Origin of the sequence: Actinacidiphila glaucinigra (assembly GCF_035918135.1) — a bacterium.
Lineage (GTDB): Bacteria > Actinomycetota > Actinomycetes > Streptomycetales > Streptomycetaceae > Actinacidiphila > Actinacidiphila glaucinigra.
The window spans coordinates 5,925,118-5,944,557 of sequence record NZ_CP109144.1 but is presented as its reverse complement, the minus strand read 5'-3'; the positions used below and the strand labels follow the sequence as shown (position 1 = coordinate 5,944,557).

Sequence of the window (19,440 nt, the reverse complement as noted above, 5' to 3'; positions counted from 1 at the left end):
CATGACCACGCCCACCATTGTGCTCGTCGGCCACGGGATGGTCGGACAGCGGTTCCTGGAGGCGCTGGCCGACCGGGGCCTGACCTCCCGCGCGCGGGTGGTGGTGCTCTGCGAGGAGCCCCGCCCGGCGTACGACCGCGTCCACCTCAGCTCGTACTTCGCCGGCACCGGCCCCGAGGCGCTCTCCCTGGTGGAGGCCGGCTTCATGGCGGAGCACGGCATCGAACTGCACCTGGGCGACCCGGCGGTGACGATCGACCGGGAGGCACGGACCGTCACGGCCCGCTCCGGCCTCACCGTCGGCTACGACACCCTGGTGCTGGCCACCGGCTCGTACCCCTTCGTACCGCCGGTCCCCGGCAGGGACGCGGGCGGCTGCTTCGTCTACCGCACCATCGAGGACCTGCTGGCGATCGAGGAGTACGCGATGACCTCCCGCACCGGCGCGGTCGTCGGCGGCGGGCTCCTCGGACTGGAGGCGGCCGGCGCCCTCAAGGGGCTCGGACTGGACACACATGTCGTGGAGTTCGCTCCCCGGCTGATGCCGGTGCAGGTCGACGAGGGCGGCGGCGAGGCGCTGCGGCGCACCGTCGAGGAGATGGGCGTGGCCGTCCACACGGGGGTGGGCACGCAGGAGATCCTCACGGCCGGCGACGGCTCGGTCCGGGCCATGGCGCTGTCGGACGGCTCGTCGCTCGAGACCGACCTGGTGGTCTTCTCCGCGGGCGTACGGCCGCGCGACCAGCTCGCCCGGGAGTGCGGACTGCCGGTCGGGGAGCGCGGCGGCATCGTCGTCGACGCGGCCTGCCGCACCGAGGACCCGCAGGTCTACGCGATCGGCGAGTGCGCCCTGGCCTCCGACGGCCGGGTGTACGGCCTGGTGGCGCCGGGCTACGAGATGGCGGAGACCGCGGCGAAGGCCATCGCCGGCGAGGACGGCTCCTTCACCGGCGCCGACACCTCCACCAAGCTGAAGCTGCTCGGCGTGGACGTGGCCTCCTTCGGCGACGCGCACGGGGCGACCGCGGGCTGCCTCGACGTGGTCTACTCCGACTCCCGCTCCGGGGTCTACAAGAAGCTGGTCGTCTCGCGCGACGGCGTGCTGCTGGGCGGCATCCTCGTCGGCGACGCGGAGCAGTACGGCATGCTGCGCCCGCTCACCGGCTCCGTGCCGCCGGTCCCCGCGGAGCATCTGGTGCTCCCGGCGGGCGCGGGTGCCCCCGTGGCGCTGGGGCCGTCCGCGCTGCCGGACGAGGCGGTGATCTGCTCCTGCCACAACGTCACCAAGGGCACGATCCGCGGCGCCGTCACCGAACACGGCTGCGCGACCGTCCCCGAGGTGACGAAGTGCACCAGGGCCGGGACCGGCTGCGGCAGTTGCGTGAAGGTGCTGGGCCAACTGGTCACCGCCGAGCTGGAGGCCTCCGGCGTCGAGGTCGACAAGGGGCTGTGCGGCTGCTTCGCCCACACCCGCCAGGAGCTCTTCGAGATCGTGCGGGCGCTGCGGATCACCGGTTTCCGCGAACTGCTCGACCGTCACGGCCGCGAGGGCGCCCGCGGGGGCGACGGCTGCGAGGTCTGCAAGCCGGCCGTGGGTTCGATCATCGCCTCGCTCGCCCCGGCGATCGGCGCCTCCGGCTACGTCCTGGACGGCGAGCAGGCAGCGCTGCAGGACACCAACGACCACTTCCTGGCCAACCTGCAGCGGAACGGCTCGTACTCGATCGTGCCCCGCATCCCCGGCGGCGAGATCACCCCGGAGAAGCTGATCGTGATCGGCGAGGTGGCCCGCGACTTCGGCCTCTACACCAAGATCACCGGCGGGCAGCGGATCGACCTGTTCGGCGCCCGGGTCGACCAGCTCCCGGTGATCTGGGCCCGGCTGGTGGACGCCGGCTTCGAGTCCGGGCACGCGTACGGCAAGGCGCTGCGCACCGTGAAGTCCTGCGTCGGGCAGACCTGGTGCCGCTACGGCGTGCAGGACAGCGTCCGCATGGCCATCGACCTGGAGCTGCGCTACCGGGGCCTGCGCTCCCCGCACAAGCTCAAGTCCGCCGTCTCCGGCTGCCAGCGCGAGTGCGCGGAGGCGCGGAGCAAGGACTTCGGCGTCATCGCCACCGTGGGCGGCTGGAACCTCTACGTCGGCGGCAACGGCGGCGCCACCCCGCGCCATGCGGACCTGCTCGCCCAGGACCTGAGCGACGCCGAACTGGTCCGCCTGATCGACCGCTTCCTGATGTTCTACATCCGTACCGCCGACCGCCTGGAGCGCACGTCCGCCTGGCTGGAGCGGATCGAGGGCGGGCTCGGCCACGTACGGGACGTCGTCGTCCACGACTCGCTCGGCATCTGCGAGGAGCTGGAGCGGCAGATGGCCGGCCATGTCGCCAACTACCGCGACGAGTGGGCCGAGACGCTGGACGACCCGGAGCGGCTGCGGCGCTTCGTCTCCTTCGTCAACGCGCCCGGCGTGCCCGACCCCTCCGTCCGCTTCGTCCCCGAGCGGGACCAGGTCAAGCCCGACCTCGGCCTGCTCGCCGGCCCCGTGCTCGCCGTCCGCACCCTCGAAGGGACCACCACCGCATGAACGTCGAAGTCCTCCTCCCGGGCACCGCCGACTGGTTCGCCGTGTGCGACCACGACGCCCTCACCCCCGGCCGCGGCGTCGCCGCCCTCCTCCCCGACGGCCGGCAGGCGGCCCTGTTCACCGACCGGCACGGGCGCGCGTACGCCATCGACAACCGCGACCCCTTCACGGGCGCCTACGTCCTGTCCCGCGGCCTGATCGGCTCCACCGCCGAGGGCCGGGCCTTCGTCGCCTCCCCGCTGCTCAAGCAGCGCTTCGACCTCGAGAACGGCCGCTGCCTCGACGACGGGGCGGTCTCGGTCCCGGCCTTCCCCGTGCGGATGCGGTGACGGGCGCGGCACCTGCTGGAATCGGTCCATGGCCGAGGTCGAGGTGCTGCGGGTGTTCGTCGGTCCCGACGGGCGGGGCGGGAACCTGCTCGGGGTGGTGCGGGACGGCGCGTCCGTGCCCGGGGCGGAGGCGCGGCGGCGGCTGGCCGCCGAGCTCGGCCACAGCGAGACCGTGTTCGTCGACGACACCGGTCGCGGTGTCATCGACATCTGGACGCCGAGCGCGCGGCTGCCCTTCGCGGGCCATCCGGCGGTGGGGACGGCGTGGCTGCTCGGCGCCGAGGTGCTGCGGCCGCCGGCCGGCGAGGTGAAGGCCTGGACGGAGGGCGGGCTCACCTGGGTGCGCGGGCGCGCGGAGTGGGCGTCGGGACGTCGCACCCGGCGGTTCGGCTCACCCGCGGAAGTGGACGCGCTGCCCGCGCCGCCGCCCGGTGAGGGCTGGCTCTACGCGTGGGCCTGGGCGGACGAGGCGGCCGGGCGCGTCCGCGCGCGGGCCTTCCCGCGACGCGGCGACGGGATCGTCGAGGACGAGGCGACCGGGGCCGCCGCCCTGGTGCTCACCGCCGAGCTGGGACGCCCGCTGGACGTCCGCCAGGGCGCGGCCTCGCAGATCCTGACCCGCCCCCACCCCGACGGCACCGTCGACATCGGCGGCCGGGTCTCCCCCGCCCCCTGACCCGCCGCCGTTCCGGCAGGGCCCCGGCGCACGGCGTCGTGGCCCTGCCGCGGCGGACTTCGTCCGGTGGTCACCGTGGCCGGCGCGCCACGGTCGGCTCGCTGCACCAGGCAGACGCCCCTTGCGTCGCCCCGGCCGACTCAAACCCCGCCGGCCGTCCGCCCCCGCCCGGGACGGCACATCACACCCCCTCCCCATGCCGAACGCCGACGGGTCGTGCCGACTCACGGCGCGAACCCGCGGCGGCCGCGCCGGAAGAACCCGGCCGACGGCAGCCGCCGCACGGCACCGGACCGGCCGGTGGTCCCCGTGCCCGGCGGCCCCGGCGCACGGCGGCCGGACCCGGCGGGGCGTGCGCGAGGGGAACGCCGCCGCGCGGGGCGCCCCGGGATTCGCGTACACCGTCCGGCGGGCGGCCGCCATGCGGGCGGCCACCGCGAGCGCGGCTCACACGGGCCCTCTGACCTGCGGATTCGGGACACCGCGGGCTCCGGATGCGGATCTTCGTCGGGGCGGTGATGCTGAGAGAAGTGCCACTGACGGCGAGGAGGACAGCGATGTCCATGTTCGACAAGATCAAGGCCAAGCTGAAGGGCCACGAGAGCCAGGCCCAGAAGGGCATCGACAAGGGCGGCGACATGCTGGACGACAAGACCGGCGGGAAGTACCAGCGCCAGGTCGACACCGCTCAGGACAAGATGGGCGACGAGTTCGGCACCGGCGGCACCGGCGGCACCGGCGAGGACCGTCCCCCGCACTCCTGACGCCGAAGGGCCGTCGCGCACCCGTGTGAAGGGCGGCGCGGCGGCCCTACGCTGGCCCGCATGCTGTGGACCGCGAACGACATCCCCGACCAGAGCGGCCGCACGGCCGTCGTCACCGGAGCGAACAGCGGCATCGGATACTGCACCGCCCGCGAACTCGCCCGCAGGGGCGCGAGGGTGCTGCTCGCCTGCCGCAGCGAGGCGCGCGGCAAGGAGGCCGTCGACCGCCTGAAGGCCGAAGTGCCCGACGCCCGCGCCGGATACCGCCACCTCGACCTGGGGGACCTGTCCTCGGTGCGCGCCTTCGCCGCCGGGTACGACGCCAGCGCCCTCGACCTGCTGGTCAACAACGCCGGTGTGATGGCGCTGCCCTACGGCACCACCGCCGACGGCTTCGAGACCCAGATGGGCGTGAACCACCTCGGCCACTTCGCCCTCACCGGCCTGCTGCTGCCGCGCCTGATGGCCACCCCTGGCGCGCGGATCGTCTCCGTCTCCAGCGGCATGCACGCGATCGCCACCATCGACCCGGGCGACCTCAACAGCGAGCGCCGCTACCGCCGTTGGATCGCCTACGCCCGGTCCAAGAGCGCCAATCTGCTCTTCGTCCACGAGTTGTCCCGGCGGCTGGCGGCCGCGGGCGCCGCGACCGTCGCCGCGGCGGCGCACCCCGGCTACGCCAGCACCGGCCTGCAGACCCGCGCCGCGCGCATGGAGAACCGCCGGACCGTCGAGCGCGTGGTGAACCTCGGGAACCGGGTGATCGCCCAGTCCGCGGACGCCGGCGCGCTCCCGCTGCTGTACGCCGCCACGGCGCCCGGTGTGCTCCCCGACTCCTTCACCGGCCCCCGCTTCCAGGGGTGGCGCGGCTCCCCCGTTCCCTCCTGGCGCGCCCCGTGGACCCGCGACGACCGGTCGGGCGAGCTGTTGTGGGCGGCTTCCGAGCAGCTCACGGGCGTCCGCTACGAGCTGCCCGCGGCGGGTGAGCCGCGCCGCCCCGCGCCGTCCGCCATGACGGTGAATCCGGCAGACCGTGGCGGAGGGTTCACGCTGCGTTGGTGCCCACGTCAGGGGGCGCGCCCTAACCTTCCGGTGCGCGACCCGCCCGCGGCGTCGGGTCCGGGCGGGCCACCCGTCGTCCCTGGAGTGATCGTGGAACGTCGAACCTTCTTACGCGGAGCGGTGGTCGGCAGCTCGGCGGCCGCCTTCGGAGGCACCCTGATGCGCGGGGCGGTGTACGCCGCACCCGCCCAGCCCGGTACCGGCCCCTACGGCGCGCTGCTGGCGCCCGACGCCAACGGCATCGCCCTGCCCGGTGGTTTCACCAGCCGGGTGATCGCCCGCTCCGGCCAGACCGTCGCGGGGACCTCGTACACCTGGCACAGCGCGCCCGACGGCGGCGCGTGCTTCGCCGACGGCACCGGCTGGATCTACGTCTCCAACTCGGAGGTCAACCCGGGCGGCGGCGCGAGCGCGGTGCGGTTCAACTCCTCGGGCAACGTCACGGGTGCCTACCGGATCCTCTCCGGCAGCCGGCAGAACTGCGCCGGCGGCAGGACGCCCTGGAACAGCTGGCTGTCCTGCGAGGAGGTCAGCCTCGGCTACGTCTACGAGACCGACCCCCGCGGCGTGGAGGCGGCCGTCCGCCGCGCCGCCATGGGCCGGTTCAAGCACGAGGCGGCGGCCGCCGACCCCGTGCGCAAGGCGGTCTACCTGACCGAGGACGAGACCAACGGCTGCTTCTACCGGTTCGTCCCGGCCACCTGGGGCGACCTGTCCGCCGGGACCCTGCAGGTGCTGGTCGCCGGCACCGCCGCCTCGGGCTCCTTCACCTGGGCGAACGTGCCGGACCCCGACGGCTCCCCGACCGCCACCCGCAGCCAGGTCTCCGGCGCGAAGAAGTTCAACGGCGGCGAGGGCTGCCACTACGCCGACGACACCGTCTGGTTCACCACCAAGGGCGACAACCGCGTCTGGCGCCTCGACCTGGCCGCCGGCACCTACGCGCTGGCCTACGACGACTCCCTCGTCTCCGGCAGCGCCCCGCTGACGGGCGTGGACAACATCACCGGCAGCTCCTCGGGCGACCTCTACGTCGCCGAGGACGGCGGCAACATGGAGATCTGCCTGATCACCCCGGCCGACGTCGTCTCGCCGTTCCTGCGCGTCGGCGGCCAGTCCGGCTCCGAGATCACCGGTCCCGCCTTCTCCCCCGACGGCACCCGGCTGTACTTCTCCTCCCAGCGCGGCACGAGCGGCAGTTCGTCCGGCGGCATCACCTACGAGGTGCGCGGCCCGTTCCGTTCGTAGCCGGGCGGAACGGAAGCGGGGGCGGCACCTTCGCACAAAGGTGCCGCCCCCGGTGAGGGTGGGAGATGGTCTTCCGGGCCGGGCTACCGGCAGTCGCTGCCCTTGCTCTGCGCTGCGGCCCGGCCCGCCTCCAGGCGGGCGACGGGGATGCGGAAGGGGGAGCAGGAGACGTAGTCCAGGCCCACCTCGTGGAAGAAGTGGACGGACTCGGGGTCGCCGCCGTGCTCGCCGCACACGCCGAGCTTGAGGTCGGGCCGCGTGGCGCGGCCGGCCTCGGCGGCGGAGCGGACGAGGGCGCCGACGCCGTCCTTGTCGATGGTCTCGAACGGGGAGACGCCGAAGATGCCCTTCTCCAGGTAGGCGGTGAAGAAGCTCGCCTCGACGTCGTCGCGGCTGAAGCCCCAGACCGTCTGGGTCAGGTCGTTGGTGCCGAAGGAGAAGAACTCGGCGGCCTCGGCGATCTGGGCGGCGGTCAGGGCGGCGCGGGGCAGCTCGATCATCGTGCCGAGGGTGAGGCTGAGCTCGGTGCCCGTGGCGGCCTCGACCTCGGCGATGACGGCCTCGGCCTCGTCGCGGACGATCTCCAGCTCCTGGACGGTGCCCACCAGCGGGATCATGATCTCCGCCCGCGGGTCGCCCTTGGCGTTCCGCCGCTCGGCCGCGGCCTCGGCGATGGCCCGCACCTGCATGGCGAACAGGCCGGGGATGACGAGCCCCAGGCGCACGCCGCGCAGGCCCAGCATCGGGTTCTGCTCGTGGAGCTTGTGGACGGCCTGCAGCAGCCGCAGGTCGTTCTCGTTGGAGTCCTTGCGCGCCTCGGCGAGCGCGACGCGCACCGACAGCTCGGTGATGTCGGGCAGGAACTCGTGCAGCGGCGGGTCCAGCAGGCGCACGGTCACCGGCAGCCCGTCCATCGCCTCGAGGAGCTCGACGAAGTCGGACCTCTGCAGCGGCAGCAGCGCGGAGAGCGCCTTGTCGCGCTCGGAGTCGGTGTCGGCGAGGATCAGCCGCTCCACCAGCTCGCGGCGCTCGCCGAGGAACATGTGCTCGGTGCGGCACAGGCCGATGCCCTGGGCGCCGAAGCGGCGGGCGCGGGAGGCGTCCTCGGCGTTGTCGGCGTTGGCGCGCACCCGCAGCCGGCGGACCCGGTCCGCGTACGCCATGATCCGGTGCACGGCCCGCACCAGCTCGTCGGCGTCGTCGGCGCCGGCGTGCATGCGGCCCTCGAAGTACTCCACGACCGGGGACGGCACGACCGGCACCTTGCCGAGGTAGACCTTGCCGGAGGAGCCGTCGATGGACAGGACGTCGCCCTCCTCGACCACGACCCCGCCGGGCGCGGTCATCCGGCGCCGTTTGGTGTCGACCTCGAGCTCCTCGGCGCCGCACACGCAGGTCTTGCCCATGCCGCGGGCGACGACGGCGGCGTGCGAGGTCTTGCCGCCGCGCGAGGTGAGGATGCCCTCGGCGGCGATCATGCCGTTGAGGTCGTCGGGGTTGGTCTCGCGGCGGATGAGGATGACCTTCTCGCCGGAGCGCGACCACTTCACGGCGGTGTACGAGTCGAAGACGGCCTTGCCGACCGCGGCGCCCGGCGAGGCGGCGATGCCCCAGCCGATCCGCTCCGCCTTCGCCTTCTCGTCGAAGCGGGGGAACATCAGCTGCGCCAGCTGCGCGCCGTTGACCCGCTGCAGCGCCTCGGCCTCGTCGATCAGGCCCTGGTCGACCAGCTGGGTCGCGATGCGGAAGGCGGCGGCCGCGGTGCGCTTGCCGACGCGGGTCTGCAGCATCCACAGCTTGCCGCGCTCGATGGTGAACTCGATGTCGCACAGGTCCTTGTAGTGCGTCTCGAGGGTCTCCATGATCTGCATCAGCTGGTCGTAGGACGCCTTGTCCAGCTGCTCCAGCTCGGCGAGCGGCACGGTGTTGCGGATGCCCGCCACGACGTCCTCGCCCTGCGCGTTGCTCAGGTAGTCGCCGTAGACGCCCTGATGGCCGGTGGCCGGGTCGCGGGTGAAGGCGACGCCGGTGCCGGAGTCGGAGCCGAGGTTGCCGAAGACCATCGAGCAGACGTTGACGGCGGTGCCGAGGTCGCCGGGGATGCGCTCCTGGCGGCGGTAGAGCTTGGCCCGCTCGCCGTTCCACGAGTCGAAGACGGCGCGCACGGCCAGGTCCATCTGCTCGCGCGGGTCCTGCGGGAAGTCCCGTCCGGTCTCCTTGGCGACGACGGCCTTGAACTGCTCGACCAGGCCCTGCAGGTCGCCCGCGTCCAGGTCGAGGTCGTCGTGGGTGCCCTTGGCGCGCTTGGCGTCCTCCAGCGCGTCCTCGAAGAGCTCGCCGTCGACGCCCAGCACGGTCTTGCCGAACATCTGGATCAGGCGCCGGTAGGAGTCCCAGGCGAAGCGCTCGTTGCCGGCCTGCGCGGCCAGGCCCACGACCGAGGCGTCGGAGAGGCCGATGTTGAGGACGGTGTCCATCATGCCCGGCATGCTGAACTTCGCCCCGGAGCGGACGGAGACCAGCAGCGGGTCGTCCGCCTGCCCGAGCTGCTTGCCCATCCGCTGCTCCAGCGCCTCGAGGTGCGCACTCACCTCGTCGCGCAGCGCCGCGGGTTCGGCGCCCGACTCCAGGTAGACCTTGCAGGCCTCGGTGGTGATCGTGAAGCCCGGGGGGACGGGCAGACCGAGGTTGGTCATCTCGGCGAGGTTCGCGCCCTTGCCGCCGAGCAGGTCCTTGAGGTCCTTGTTGCCCTCAGTGAAGTCGTAGACGAACTTCTGGATTACTTGTTCTTCCGACACGGGACTCGCTCCTCGCGGCCGGGATGCCCTGACGGCGGGGAGCGTACCCATCCCGAAGGCGCTGCAGTACGTCAATCACCAGGTCACACGGTCGTAACCACCCATCCGCCGAGAGATCGAAAGTCGTGGCGCCCCTACGGGTGAACAACCCATGCGTTCAATCGTCGAACACATGCTCTCGCCACGTGATCGGCACACTTGGAGTCGGTCACTCCACGTGACGGATGGCTTGAGCATGTGTCCACGACAACGATGACACTCAGTGCCACGCATTGGAGAGATGTGGTGGCACTCAGGCTGCTCATCTGAGCGACACCCCTATCAAGCGTGGCGAGAATCACTCGTTCTGCCCGCGGTTCGTCTTACAGTCCGGACGTCCCCGCGGACCGGCGAAACGTCCTCAGCCGCCCGAAGTGTCCAGCTCGGCGTCGGCACCGACGACCACCGAGCAGTCGTACGGGTCCTGCAGCCAGCCGTCCGGGAGCACCACGCGCTTGCTCCCGGCCGTCCGGCCGCGCGGCCCCTCGGCGCCATCCGGCCATTCCTGGTCGAGGTCGAGGTCGGCGAGGTGTGCGTCGAGCTCGGCGAGGGAGGAGGTCATCGCCAGCTTGCGGCGCATCTCCGAGCCGACCGAGAAGCCCTTGGTGTACCAGGCGACGTGCTTGCGGAAGTCGATGACACCGCGCTCCTCGTCGCCCAGCCACTCCCCCAGCAGCCCGGCGTGGCGCCGCATGACGCCGGCGACCTCGCGCAGCGTCGGGGCGGCCGGCGCGCCGCCGCCCTCGAAGGCGGCCACGAGGTCGCCGAAGAGCCAGGGGCGGCCGAGGCAGCCGCGGCCGACGACGACGCCGTCGCAGCCGGTCTCCCGCATCATCCGGACCGCGTCCGCGGCGCTCCAGATGTCGCCGTTGCCCAGGACCGGGATCTCCGGGACGTGCTCCTTGAGGCGGGCGATCGCCTCCCAGTCGGCCGTGCCCCCGTAGTGCTCCGCGGCCGTCCTGCCGTGCAGCGCGACGGCGGTGACGCCCTCCTCGACGGCGATCCGGCCGGCGTCCAGATAGGTGGTGTGGTCGTCGTCGATGCCCTTGCGCATCTTGATCGTGACGGGCAGGTCGCCCGCGTTGCCGACCGCCTCGCGCAGGATCGAGCGGAGCAGGTTGCGCTTGTAGGGCAGGGCCGAGCCGCCGCCCTTGCGGGTCACCTTGGGGACCGGGCAGCCGAAGTTCAGGTCGATGTGGTCGGCGAGGTCCTCGTCGACGATCATCCGGACCGCCTTGCCGACGGTGACCGGGTCGACCCCGTACAACTGGATCGAGCGCGGCTTCTCGCTGCCGTCGAAGTGGATCAGCTGCATGGTCTTGTCGTTGCGCTCGACGAGGGCCCGGGTGGTGATCATCTCCGAGACGAAGAGCCCCTTGCCGCCGGAGAACTCGCGGCACAGCGTGCGGAACGGCGCATTGGTGATCCCCGCCATCGGTGCCAGCACGACCGGGGGCCACACGGTGTGCGGGCCGATGCGGAGTGCGGGAGCGGTGGCGTCAGCAGTCATGCGGACCATTCTCCCGTATCACCGGGGCGAGGTTGGGTGTAGCGTGAAATGGTTACACACGTACAATCAATCCGGATCAAGGAGACCGAACAGCCGATGCCCGAGCTGAGCCGGGGCAGGCGCCTTCTGGTGCTGGCCATCTGCTGCATGAGTCTGCTCATCGTCAGCCTCGACAACACGATCCTCAACGTCGCGCTGCCCGCCATGCGCCGGGACCTGCACACCTCCATCTCCGGACTGCAGTGGACCATCGACGCCTACACGCTCGTGCTGGCCTCGCTGCTCATGCTCTCCGGCTCGACCGCCGACCGGATCGGCCGGCGCCGGATCTTCCGCACCGGCCTGGTGATCTTCACGGTGGCGTCCGCGCTGTGCAGCATCGCCCCCAGCCTGGAGTGGCTGGTGGTCTTCCGCATGCTGCAGGCGATCGGCGGTTCGATGCTCAACCCCGTCGCGATGTCGATCATCACCAACGTCTTCACCGACCCGCGCGAGCGCGCGCGGGCGATCGGGGCGTGGGGCGGTGTCGTCGGCATCAGCATGGCCGCCGGACCGATCATCGGCGGCGCGCTCGTGGAGACGGTCGGCTGGCGCTCGGTGTTCTGGATCAACCTGCCGATCGGGCTGCTCGCCCTGGTGCTGACCGCGCTCTACGTGCCCGAGTCCCGTGCCCCACGGGCGCGCCGGATCGACCCGGTCGGTCAGCTGCTGGTCATCGCGCTGCTCGGCTCGCTGACCTACGCCATCATCGAGGCGCCCGCGGCGGGCTGGGGCTCCCCGGTCATCGTCGGCTGCCTCGCGCTCGCCCTGTTCTCCGCGGCGTCCCTTGTCCCCTACGAACGTCGGCGCAGGGAACCGCTGATCGACCCGCGCTTCTTCCGCAGCGCGCCCTTCAGCGGGGCGACGGTGATAGCGGTGAGCGCCTTCGCCGCCCTCGCCGGCTTCCTCTTCCTCAACACCCTGTACCTGCAGGACGTGCGCGGCTTGTCCGCCCTGGACGCCGGTCTGCACCTGCTGCCGATGGCGGTCATGGCCCTGGTCTGCGCCCCGTTGTCCGGACGCATGGTCGGCAGCCGCGGCCCGCGGCTGCCGCTGCTGCTGGCGGGTGTGGCCACCACGGCGAGCGGCGTGATGTTCGCCGCGCTGGACGCGACCGCCTCGGACACGAAGCTGTTCACCGCGTACGTCCTGTTCGGCATCGGTTTCGGCTTCGTCAACGCGCCGATCACCAACACCGCCGTCTCCGGCATGCCGCGGACCCAGGCGGGGGTCGCCGCGGCGGTGGCATCGACCAGCCGGCAGGTCGGCCAGTCCCTGGGCGTGGCCGTCATGGGCGCCGCGCTCGCCGCCGGCCTCGACCTCACGGCGTGGTGGATCATCACCGGCTGCGGTGTGGCGATCCTGGCGCTGGGGTGGCTGACCTCGGGCCGGTGGGCGGCGGGCACCGCCGAACGCGCCGCCGAGCGGCTCAGCGCCGACGCCGCCCGCGAGCCGGTGGGCGCCCGATGAACGAGGCCACGGCCACCCGGGTGTGGCGCGACCTGCGCACACTCGTCCTCGAGCGCAACGAACGCCGTCGCGAGGTCGCCGACGCCCTCGGCATGAGCTTCTTCCGGGTCAAGGCGCTGCGCCGGATCGCAGCGGACCCCGTCACCCCGGGCGACCTCGCCGCCGACCTCATGACGGACCGCCCGTACGTCACGCTCGTCGTCGACGACCTCGCCCGGCGGGGGCTGGTGGAGCGCACGCCGCACCCGCGGGACCGGCGCCGCAAGCTCCTGAGCGTCACGCCCGCGGGCGCCTCGGCCGCGGAGGAGGCCGACCGCATCCTCGGCACTCCCCCGCCCGGCCTGGTGGCACTGGACCCGGAGGAACTCGCGGCGCTGGACCGGGTGGTGACCAAGCTGCTGGGGCCCGCGCCGGGGTGAGCGGGGAAAACCGGGGGCCGTTGTCGGTGCCCGGCGGTACCGTCACGAACATGACGACGCAGATCACCGAGCCCCGCGACGCCCGTTCCCGGGCCGCCCTGTCGGAGCTGACCGCGCGCGGCGTCCGGCCGAGGTATCTGTTCTTCTGGGGCCACCGGCCGCAGCGCGACGGCAGCGTGGGCGCGGGCTGCCTGAGCCAGTGGTGGCCGTCGGAGTTCACCGTCGACGGCATCGGCTACGCCACGGCGGAGCACTGGATGATGGCCGGCAAGGCCCGGCTCTTCGACGACGACCGGGCCCTCGCCGCCATCCTCGCCGCCCCGCACCCGCACGCCGCGAAGAAGCTGGGCCGTCAGGTGCGCGGCTTCGACAACGCGACCTGGGAGCGGCACCGCGAGGAACTGGTCGTCGAGGGCAACGTCGCCAAGTTCGGTCAGGACCCGGCCCTGCGCGACTACCTGCTGGGCACCGGCTCGCGCGTGCTGGTGGAGGCCAGCCCGTTGGACCGCATATGGGGCATCGGGCTCGCGGCCGACGACGACAAGGCCGCCGACCCCGCGCGGTGGCACGGCCTGAACCTGCTGGGCTTCGCCCTCATGGAGACGCGGCAGCGGCTGCTCACACCGACATCGGCATGACGCTCGGCGCGGAGGCGGCGATCTCGTACAGCCGGTCCAGCCGTTCGCGGGTGGCGGCGTCCGCCGGGGAGTAGGTCACCAGCCGCGGGCCCTGGCTGGGGCCGAGCCACAGGTGCGTGAAGTGGAAGGTCAGCAGACCGACCCGGGGGTTGAGGAAGCGCTTGGTGCGGTTCTCCGGTTCCTGCACCTCATGCCGCTCCCACAGCTCACAGAACTCCGGGGAGGCCTGCTCCAGCCGCTTGACCAGGGACTTCCACGCGGGCTCCGCGAGGTGCTCGGCCATCGCCGCACGGTACTTGGCGACCAGTTGCCGGCTGGTCTCGTGCCAGTCGGGCAGGCCCTCGCGCCAGGCGGGGTCGGTGAAGGCCAGCCACATGATGTTGCGGTCCTCGAAGGGGAGTCTGTCGAGGTCGTCGACCAGCCGCGCGTAGGTGCGGTTGTGGGCGATCACGTCGGTGCGGCTGTTGAGGACCGCGGCCGGCAGCGGCTCCAGCTTCGCCAGCATCTCCCGGATCTGGTCCGACATCCCCGGGCACTGGGCGCGCGGGTTGGGGTCCGGCACCCCTGCGAGCAGGAAGAGGTGGGTGCGCTCGTTCGGGTCCAGCATCAGGGCCCGGGCGATGGAGTCGGCCACCTGCGCGGAGATCTGCATCTCCCGGGCCTGCTCGAGCCACGTGTACCAGGTCACGCCGACCGCGGCCAGCTGTGCCACCTCCTCACGGCGCAGTCCGGGGGTGCGGCGTCGGCGGCCGGGCGGGAGTCCGACCTGCTCGGGGGAGATCCGTTCACGGCGGCTGCGGAGGAAGGAAGCGAGCTCGCTCCGCGCGGCGGCGCTGGGAGACGTCATACCTCCAGGGTGCCTGACGTCCCAAACCATTGCCAGGTGGTCGCGATACCTGGATAAACGCTCTCTGGTACCCCCCTTGGAACAAGGTCATCGTGGCATACGTGACCGATCACAACGAATCCTCCGCCGATCTCCGTTCCCGGGCTCGAGTGCGGCCCCGCGTCATCCGGGTCGGCGCCACCGGTCCGGCACCCGCCGCGAGAACCGCGCCACCGGCCGCCGAGGCGCCGCCCGGCCCCGCGGCACCGGCGCTCAGCCCGCTGGGCCTGTTCACCGTGCTGCTGGGCGCGGCACTGCCGCTGATCGACTTCTTCATCGTCAACGTCGCCCTGCCCGCCATCGAGACCGACCTGCACGCCGGGGCGGCCCTGCTGGAGCTGGTCGTGGCCGGCTACGGCGTGGCGTACGCCGTGCTGCTGGTGCTCGGCGGCCGGCTCGGCGACTCCTTCGGCCGCCGCCGGCTCTTCCTCGCCGGCATGGCGGCCTTCGGCCTCACCTCGCTCGCCTGCGGTCTGGCGCCCGACGCGTGGGTGCTGGTGGGCGCCCGCGTCGCACAGGGCGCGGCGGCCGCGCTGATGCTGCCCCAGGTGCTGGCCACGATCCACTCCACGACCGCCGGGCACCGCAGGGCCAGGGCGCTGAGCCTGTACGGCGCGACCGCGGGCCTGTCCATGGTCGCGGGCCAGATCCTGGGCGGCGTCCTGGTCGCGGCGGACATCGCGGGCACCGGCTGGCGCGCGGTGTTCCTGGTCAACGTGCCGGTCGCGGCGGCCGGTCTGCTGCTCGCGCTGCGCTCGGTGCCCGAGACCCGTTCCGACCGGCCCGCGCCGGTCGACCGGCCGGGCACCCTGCTGCTGGCGGTGTCACTGGTGACCCTGCTGGCGCCACTGACGGAGGGGCGTGCGGCCGGCTGGCCGGTGTGGACGTGGGTGTCGCTTGCCGTCTTCCCGTTCGCGGCCGCGGCCTTCTTCGTGGTCGAGCGACGGGCCGACCGGGCCGGGCGGATCCCGCTCGTGCCGCCGAGCCTGTTCGCGCTCACCGGGATGCGGCGGGCGCTGCCCCTGCTGGTGCCGTTCTCCATCGGCTTCGGCGGCTTCATGTTCGTGATCGCGGTCGCGCTGCAGCAGGGCCTGCGGTACGGGCCGGTGGAGGCGGGCACCACACTCGTGCCGATGGCCGTGGCGTTCTTCCTGGCCTCGCTGGCCGGGCCGCACCTGGTGGGCCGGTACGGCGGGCGTGTGGTCACCGCGGGCGGCGTCCTGCAGGGCGCCGGCATCGCGGTGCTGGCGCTGACCGTGGCCCGCAGCTGGGAACCCGGGATGACGGCGTGGGCGCTGCTGCCGGGTGTGGCGTTGGCCGGACTCGGCCAGGGGCTGCAACTGCCGGTGCTGTTCCGGCTGGTGCTCGCGGACGTGCCGGGCGAGCGGGCCGGGGTGGGCAGCGGGGTCATGGTGACCACCCAGCAGTCGGCGCTGGCCCTGGGCGTGGCCACCCTCGGCACCCTCTTCCTCGCCCTGGTCCCCTCGCACGGGACCCGTGAGGCGCTGGTCGCGGTACTGATCGTGCAGTTCGCGGCGGTGGTCGTGACGGCGCTGGCCAGCCTGCGCCTGCCGCGCCAGGTGGCCTGAGGAGCCGCGGGGCCGGGTTCCGGGTCCCTGGTCCGGGTCCCTGGCCTGGTCCGGTCCTCCCGGAGGCGGAGATGCGAGTGACAGTTGCGCTGACAGATATTGAAATCTGTCAGCGCATGTGTCACTGTTGTCAGCATCCCCGCACCACCTCCTGATCCGACCAAGGAGTCCCCTTGCAGAACCGCACCCTCGGTTCCTCCGGCCCCGTCGTCTCCGCCCTCGGCCTCGGCGCCATGGGCATGTCCGCCCTCTACGGCGACGCCGACCGCGGCGAGTCGATCGCCACCGTCCACGCCGCCCTCGACGCGGGCGTCACGCTGATCGACACCGGCGACTTCTACGGCATGGGCCACAACGAGCTGCTCGTCGGCGAGGCCCTGCGCACGGCCTCCCCGGCCGGCCGCGAGAGCGCGCTGATCAGCGTCAAGTTCGGCGCCCTGCGCGGGCCCGGCGGCGAGTGGCTGGGCCTCGACGGCCGCCCGGCCGCCGTGAAGAACTTCGCCGCGTACTCCCTGCAGCGCCTGGGCGCCGACCACATCGACGTCTACCGCATCGCCCGGGTCGACCCGGACGTCCCGATCGAGGAGACCGTCGGCGCCATCGCCGAGCTCGTCGAGGCCGGCTACGTACGGCACATCGGCCTGTCCGAGGTCGGCGCCGCCACCCTGCGCCGGGCCGCCGCCGTGGCCCCGATCAGCGACCTGCAGATCGAGTACTCGCTGATCTCCCGCGGCATCGAGCACGAGATCCTGCCCACCGCCCGCGAACTGGGCATCGGCGTCACGGCGTACGGCGTGCTGTCCCGCGGACTGATCAGCGGCCACTTCACCCGTGACCGGCAACTGGCCGGCAACGACTTCCGCGCCATGAGCCCCCGCTTCCAGGGCGAGAACCTGGAGCACAACCTCGGGCTGGTCGAGGCACTGCGCAAGATCGCCGAGCAGAAGGGCGTCACGGTCGCCCAGACCGCGATCGCCTGGGTGCTGTCCCGGGGCGAGGACATCGTCCCGCTGGTGGGCGCCCGCACCCGCGAGCGGCTGGCCGAGGCGCTGGGCGCGCTGGACGTGACCCTGGACGCGGACGACCTGGCGGCGATCGAGACCGCCGTCCCGGCCGACGCGGCCGCGGGCGAGCGCTACCCGCAGTCGCAGATGGCGCACCTGGACAGTGAGCACCGGCACTGACGGGCATCCGCCCGGCCCTGGGAGAATGGCGCCCATGCCACCCGAGACGCTGACCGCCGAACGCATCCTCGAGACCACGGAAGAGGTGCTGCGCCGTTACGGCCCGGCCAAGGCCACCGTGGTCGACGTGGCCCGTGCCCTCGGGGTCAGCCACGGCAGCGTCTACCGGCACTTCCGCACCAAGGCCGCGCTGCGCGAGGCGGTCACCCAGCGGTGGCTGGACCAGGCCCACGCGGAGCTGTCGGCGATAGCGGAGGACGGCGGCCGGCCGGCTCAGGCGCGGCTGCGCGCCTGGCTGGAGGCCCTGTTCGCGGCCAAGCGGCGCAAGGCGGGCGGCGACCCCGAACTGTTCGCCACCTACATGGCGCTGACCGAGGAGCACAGCTCCGTGGTCGCCGAGCACGTCGCGGTCATGGTCGGGCTCCTCACCCGGATCATCCGGGACGGCGTGGCCGGCGGAGACTTCGCCGCCGGCGACCCCGGGGCCGCCGCGCAGGCGGTGTGGGACGCCACCGTCCGCTTCCACGACCCGGCCTACGCCGCCGAGTGGTTCACCCCGGGCGTCGACGCCGCGTTCTCCGCGGTCAACGACCTGATCGTGCGCGGCCTGAGGGCCTGAAGCCCCGATCGCCCGGCCCCCCGGGCCCGCGGACGCACGAAGGCGCCCGGCCGCTCCCCTCTCGGGAACGGCCGGGCGCCTTTCGCGTACGTCCGGGTCCGGACCTGGGCCGTGTCGCCTAGCAGCCGAGCAGCCGGCCGCCGAGGTAGGCCTCGACCTGGTCCAGCGAGACGCGCTCCTGCTTCATGGTGTCGCGCTCGCGCACGGTGACCGCGTTGTCCTCGAGGGTGTCGAAGTCGACGGTCACGCAGAACGGGGTACCGATCTCGTCCTGACGGCGGTAGCGGCGGCCGATGGCACCCGCGTCGTCGAACTCGATGTTCCAGTGGCGGCGCAGGTCGGCCGCGAGGCCCTTGGCCTTCGGCGAGAGCTCCGGGTTGCGCGACAGGGGCAGCACGGCGACCTTGACCGGCGCCAGGCGCGGGTCGAGGCGCATGACGGTGCGCTTCTCCATCACGCCCTTGGCGTTCGGGGCCTCGTCCTCGTTGTACGCGTCGAGCATGAAGGCGAGCATGGCGCGGTTGAGACCCGCCGCGGGCTCGATGACGTACGGGAAGTAGCGCTCGCCGGCCTCCTGGTCGAAGTACGACAGGTCCTGGCCGCTGGCCTGGCTGTGGGCCTTGAGGTCGTAGTCGGTGCGGTTGGCGATGCCCTCCAGCTCGGAGAACTCCGTGCCGCCGAAGTTGAACCGGTACTCGATGTCGGTGGTGCGCTTCGAGTAGTGGGACAGCTTCTCCTTGGCGTGCTCGTACCAGCGCATGTTCTCCTCGCGCAGGCCGAGGCCCCGGTACCAGTCCCAGCGCTGCTGCATCCAGTACTCGTGCCACTGCTCGTCCTCGCCGGGCTTGACGAAGAACTCCATCTCCATCTGCTCGAACTCGCGGGTCCGGAAGATGAAGTTGCCCGGCGTGATCTCGTTGCGGAAGGACTTGCCGGTCTGGGCGATGCCGAACGGCGGCTTGCGGCGCGAGGTCGTCTGCACCTGCGAGAAGTTGGTGAAGATGCCCTGCGCGGTCTCCGGACGCAGGTACGCGACCGCGCCGGAGTCCTGGGTCGGGCCCAGGTGCGTGGAGAGGAGGCCGGAGAACTGCTTGGGCTCGGTGAAGGTGCCCTTGTTGCCGCAGTTCGGGCAGTTGAGGTCGGAGAGGCCGTTGGCCGGGAGGTGGCCGTGCTTGGCCTCGTACGCCTCCTCCAGGTGGTCCGCGCGGTAACGCTTGTGACAGGAGGTGCACTCGGTGAGCGGGTCGGTGAACGTGGCGACGTGACCCGAGGCCTCCCAGACCTCGCGGGCCAGGATCACCGAGGAGTCGAGGCCGACCACGTCCTCCCGGGAGGTGACCATCGCACGCCACCACTGGCGCTTGATGTTCTCCTTCAGTTCGACGCCCAGCGGTCCGTAGTCCCAGGCGGCGCGCTGACCGCCGTAGATCTCGCTGCAGGGGAAAACAAAGCCACGGCGCTTGCTCAGGCTGACGATGGTGTCGATCTTGTCGGCGGCCACGGTGCTCTCTTCAGACGACGAAGCGGTCGGTGGAGTCGCCGGGTCGCGTGCGGTCCGGCGAATACCTCAGATTACCGGCGGG

General features: G+C 72.5%; 15 protein-coding genes and 1 pseudogene. 12 read left to right on the top strand and 4 right to left on the bottom strand.

The window, feature by feature from the left end; all coding sequences use genetic code 11:
- Nucleotide 1 precedes the first annotated feature (1 nt).
- From nirB to OIE69_RS26635, 6 genes and pseudogenes are all read left to right on the top strand, one after another.
- Nucleotides 2-2,587, top strand: a complete 2,586-nt coding sequence (nirB, locus tag OIE69_RS26660; RefSeq protein ID WP_326576236.1) for a nitrite reductase large subunit NirB — start codon at nt 2-4, stop codon at nt 2,585-2,587.
- Nucleotides 2,584-2,916 carry a nitrite reductase small subunit NirD gene (gene nirD / locus OIE69_RS26655; RefSeq protein WP_326576235.1) on the top strand — a complete coding sequence of 111 codons (333 nt, stop codon included), beginning with the start codon at nt 2,584-2,586 and terminating at the stop codon, nt 2,914-2,916. The genes nirB and nirD overlap by 4 nt, the downstream gene beginning before the upstream one ends.
- 28 nt (nt 2,917-2,944) lie before the next feature.
- Nucleotides 2,945-3,592, top strand: coding sequence for a PhzF family phenazine biosynthesis protein (locus OIE69_RS26650; protein WP_326576234.1), 648 nt, complete (start codon nt 2,945-2,947; stop codon nt 3,590-3,592).
- A gap of 557 nt (nt 3,593-4,149) precedes the next feature.
- The gene (locus tag OIE69_RS26645) at nt 4,150-4,356 is read left to right on the top strand and encodes an antitoxin (protein ID WP_326576233.1); all 207 of its coding nucleotides are present in this window, start codon (nt 4,150-4,152) and stop codon (nt 4,354-4,356) included.
- A gap of 60 nt (nt 4,357-4,416) precedes the next feature.
- Nucleotides 4,417-5,325 (top strand): annotated as a pseudogene (locus OIE69_RS26640) (oxidoreductase); the annotation flags it as partial.
- A gap of 183 nt (nt 5,326-5,508) precedes the next feature.
- Nucleotides 5,509-6,666 carry an alkaline phosphatase PhoX gene (locus OIE69_RS26635; RefSeq protein ID WP_326581423.1) on the top strand — a complete coding sequence of 386 codons (1,158 nt, stop codon included), beginning with the start codon at nt 5,509-5,511 and terminating at the stop codon, nt 6,664-6,666.
- An 83-nt stretch (nt 6,667-6,749) separates the two neighbouring features.
- Here the strand turns inward: OIE69_RS26635 and ppdK are convergent, their stop codons facing one another.
- Nucleotides 6,750-9,446: a pyruvate, phosphate dikinase gene (gene ppdK, locus OIE69_RS26630; protein WP_392567681.1), complete on the bottom strand. Its 2,697-nt coding sequence runs from the start codon at nt 9,444-9,446 to the stop codon at nt 6,750-6,752.
- 418 nt (nt 9,447-9,864) lie between these two features.
- Nucleotides 9,865-11,013: a tRNA dihydrouridine synthase DusB gene (gene dusB / locus OIE69_RS26625; protein WP_326576230.1), complete on the bottom strand. Its 1,149-nt coding sequence runs from the start codon at nt 11,011-11,013 to the stop codon at nt 9,865-9,867.
- A 96-nt stretch (nt 11,014-11,109) separates the two neighbouring features.
- On the opposite strand from dusB, the gene OIE69_RS26620 reads away from it, so the two are divergent.
- The 3 genes from OIE69_RS26620 to OIE69_RS26610 are packed head-to-tail and all read left to right on the top strand — an operon-like array spanning nt 11,110 to nt 13,579.
- Nucleotides 11,110-12,522 carry an MFS transporter gene (locus tag OIE69_RS26620; RefSeq protein WP_326576229.1) on the top strand — a complete coding sequence of 471 codons (1,413 nt, stop codon included), beginning with the start codon at nt 11,110-11,112 and terminating at the stop codon, nt 12,520-12,522.
- A complete protein-coding gene (locus tag OIE69_RS26615) occupies nt 12,519-12,941 on the top strand; it encodes a MarR family winged helix-turn-helix transcriptional regulator (RefSeq protein ID WP_326576228.1) in 423 nt (140 codons plus the stop codon). Before OIE69_RS26620 ends, OIE69_RS26615 begins: the two co-directional genes overlap by 4 nt.
- 50 nt (nt 12,942-12,991) lie before the next feature.
- On the top strand, nt 12,992-13,579 hold the full coding sequence (locus OIE69_RS26610) for an NADAR family protein (protein WP_326576227.1): 588 nt from the start codon (nt 12,992-12,994) through the stop codon (nt 13,577-13,579).
- Here the strand turns inward: OIE69_RS26610 and OIE69_RS26605 are convergent.
- Nucleotides 13,560-14,426 carry a helix-turn-helix transcriptional regulator gene (locus tag OIE69_RS26605; RefSeq protein ID WP_326576226.1) on the bottom strand — a complete coding sequence of 289 codons (867 nt, stop codon included), beginning with the start codon at nt 14,424-14,426 and terminating at the stop codon, nt 13,560-13,562. The genes OIE69_RS26610 and OIE69_RS26605 overlap by 20 nt on opposite strands.
- 149 nt (nt 14,427-14,575) lie before the next feature.
- Between OIE69_RS26605 and OIE69_RS26600 the strand changes: the two genes are divergently transcribed.
- From OIE69_RS26600 to OIE69_RS26590, 3 genes are all read left to right on the top strand, one after another.
- Entirely contained in the window at nt 14,576-16,054 is a 1,479-nt protein-coding gene (locus tag OIE69_RS26600) for an MFS transporter (protein ID WP_392567680.1), read from the top strand.
- Between the two features lie 173 nt (nt 16,055-16,227).
- Nucleotides 16,228-17,238, top strand: a complete 1,011-nt coding sequence (locus OIE69_RS26595) for an aldo/keto reductase (protein ID WP_326576225.1) — start codon at nt 16,228-16,230, stop codon at nt 17,236-17,238.
- Nucleotides 17,239-17,263: 25 nt separating this feature from the next.
- Complete coding sequence (locus OIE69_RS26590) at nt 17,264-17,857, top strand: TetR family transcriptional regulator (RefSeq protein ID WP_326576224.1); 594 nt, start codon at nt 17,264-17,266, stop codon at nt 17,855-17,857.
- Between the two features lie 118 nt (nt 17,858-17,975).
- Here OIE69_RS26590 and OIE69_RS26585 read toward each other — a convergent pair whose 3' ends face one another.
- On the bottom strand, nt 17,976-19,358 hold the full coding sequence (locus tag OIE69_RS26585; RefSeq protein ID WP_326576223.1) for a glycine--tRNA ligase: 1,383 nt from the start codon (nt 19,356-19,358) through the stop codon (nt 17,976-17,978).
- Nucleotides 19,359-19,440: the final 82 nt, after the last annotated feature.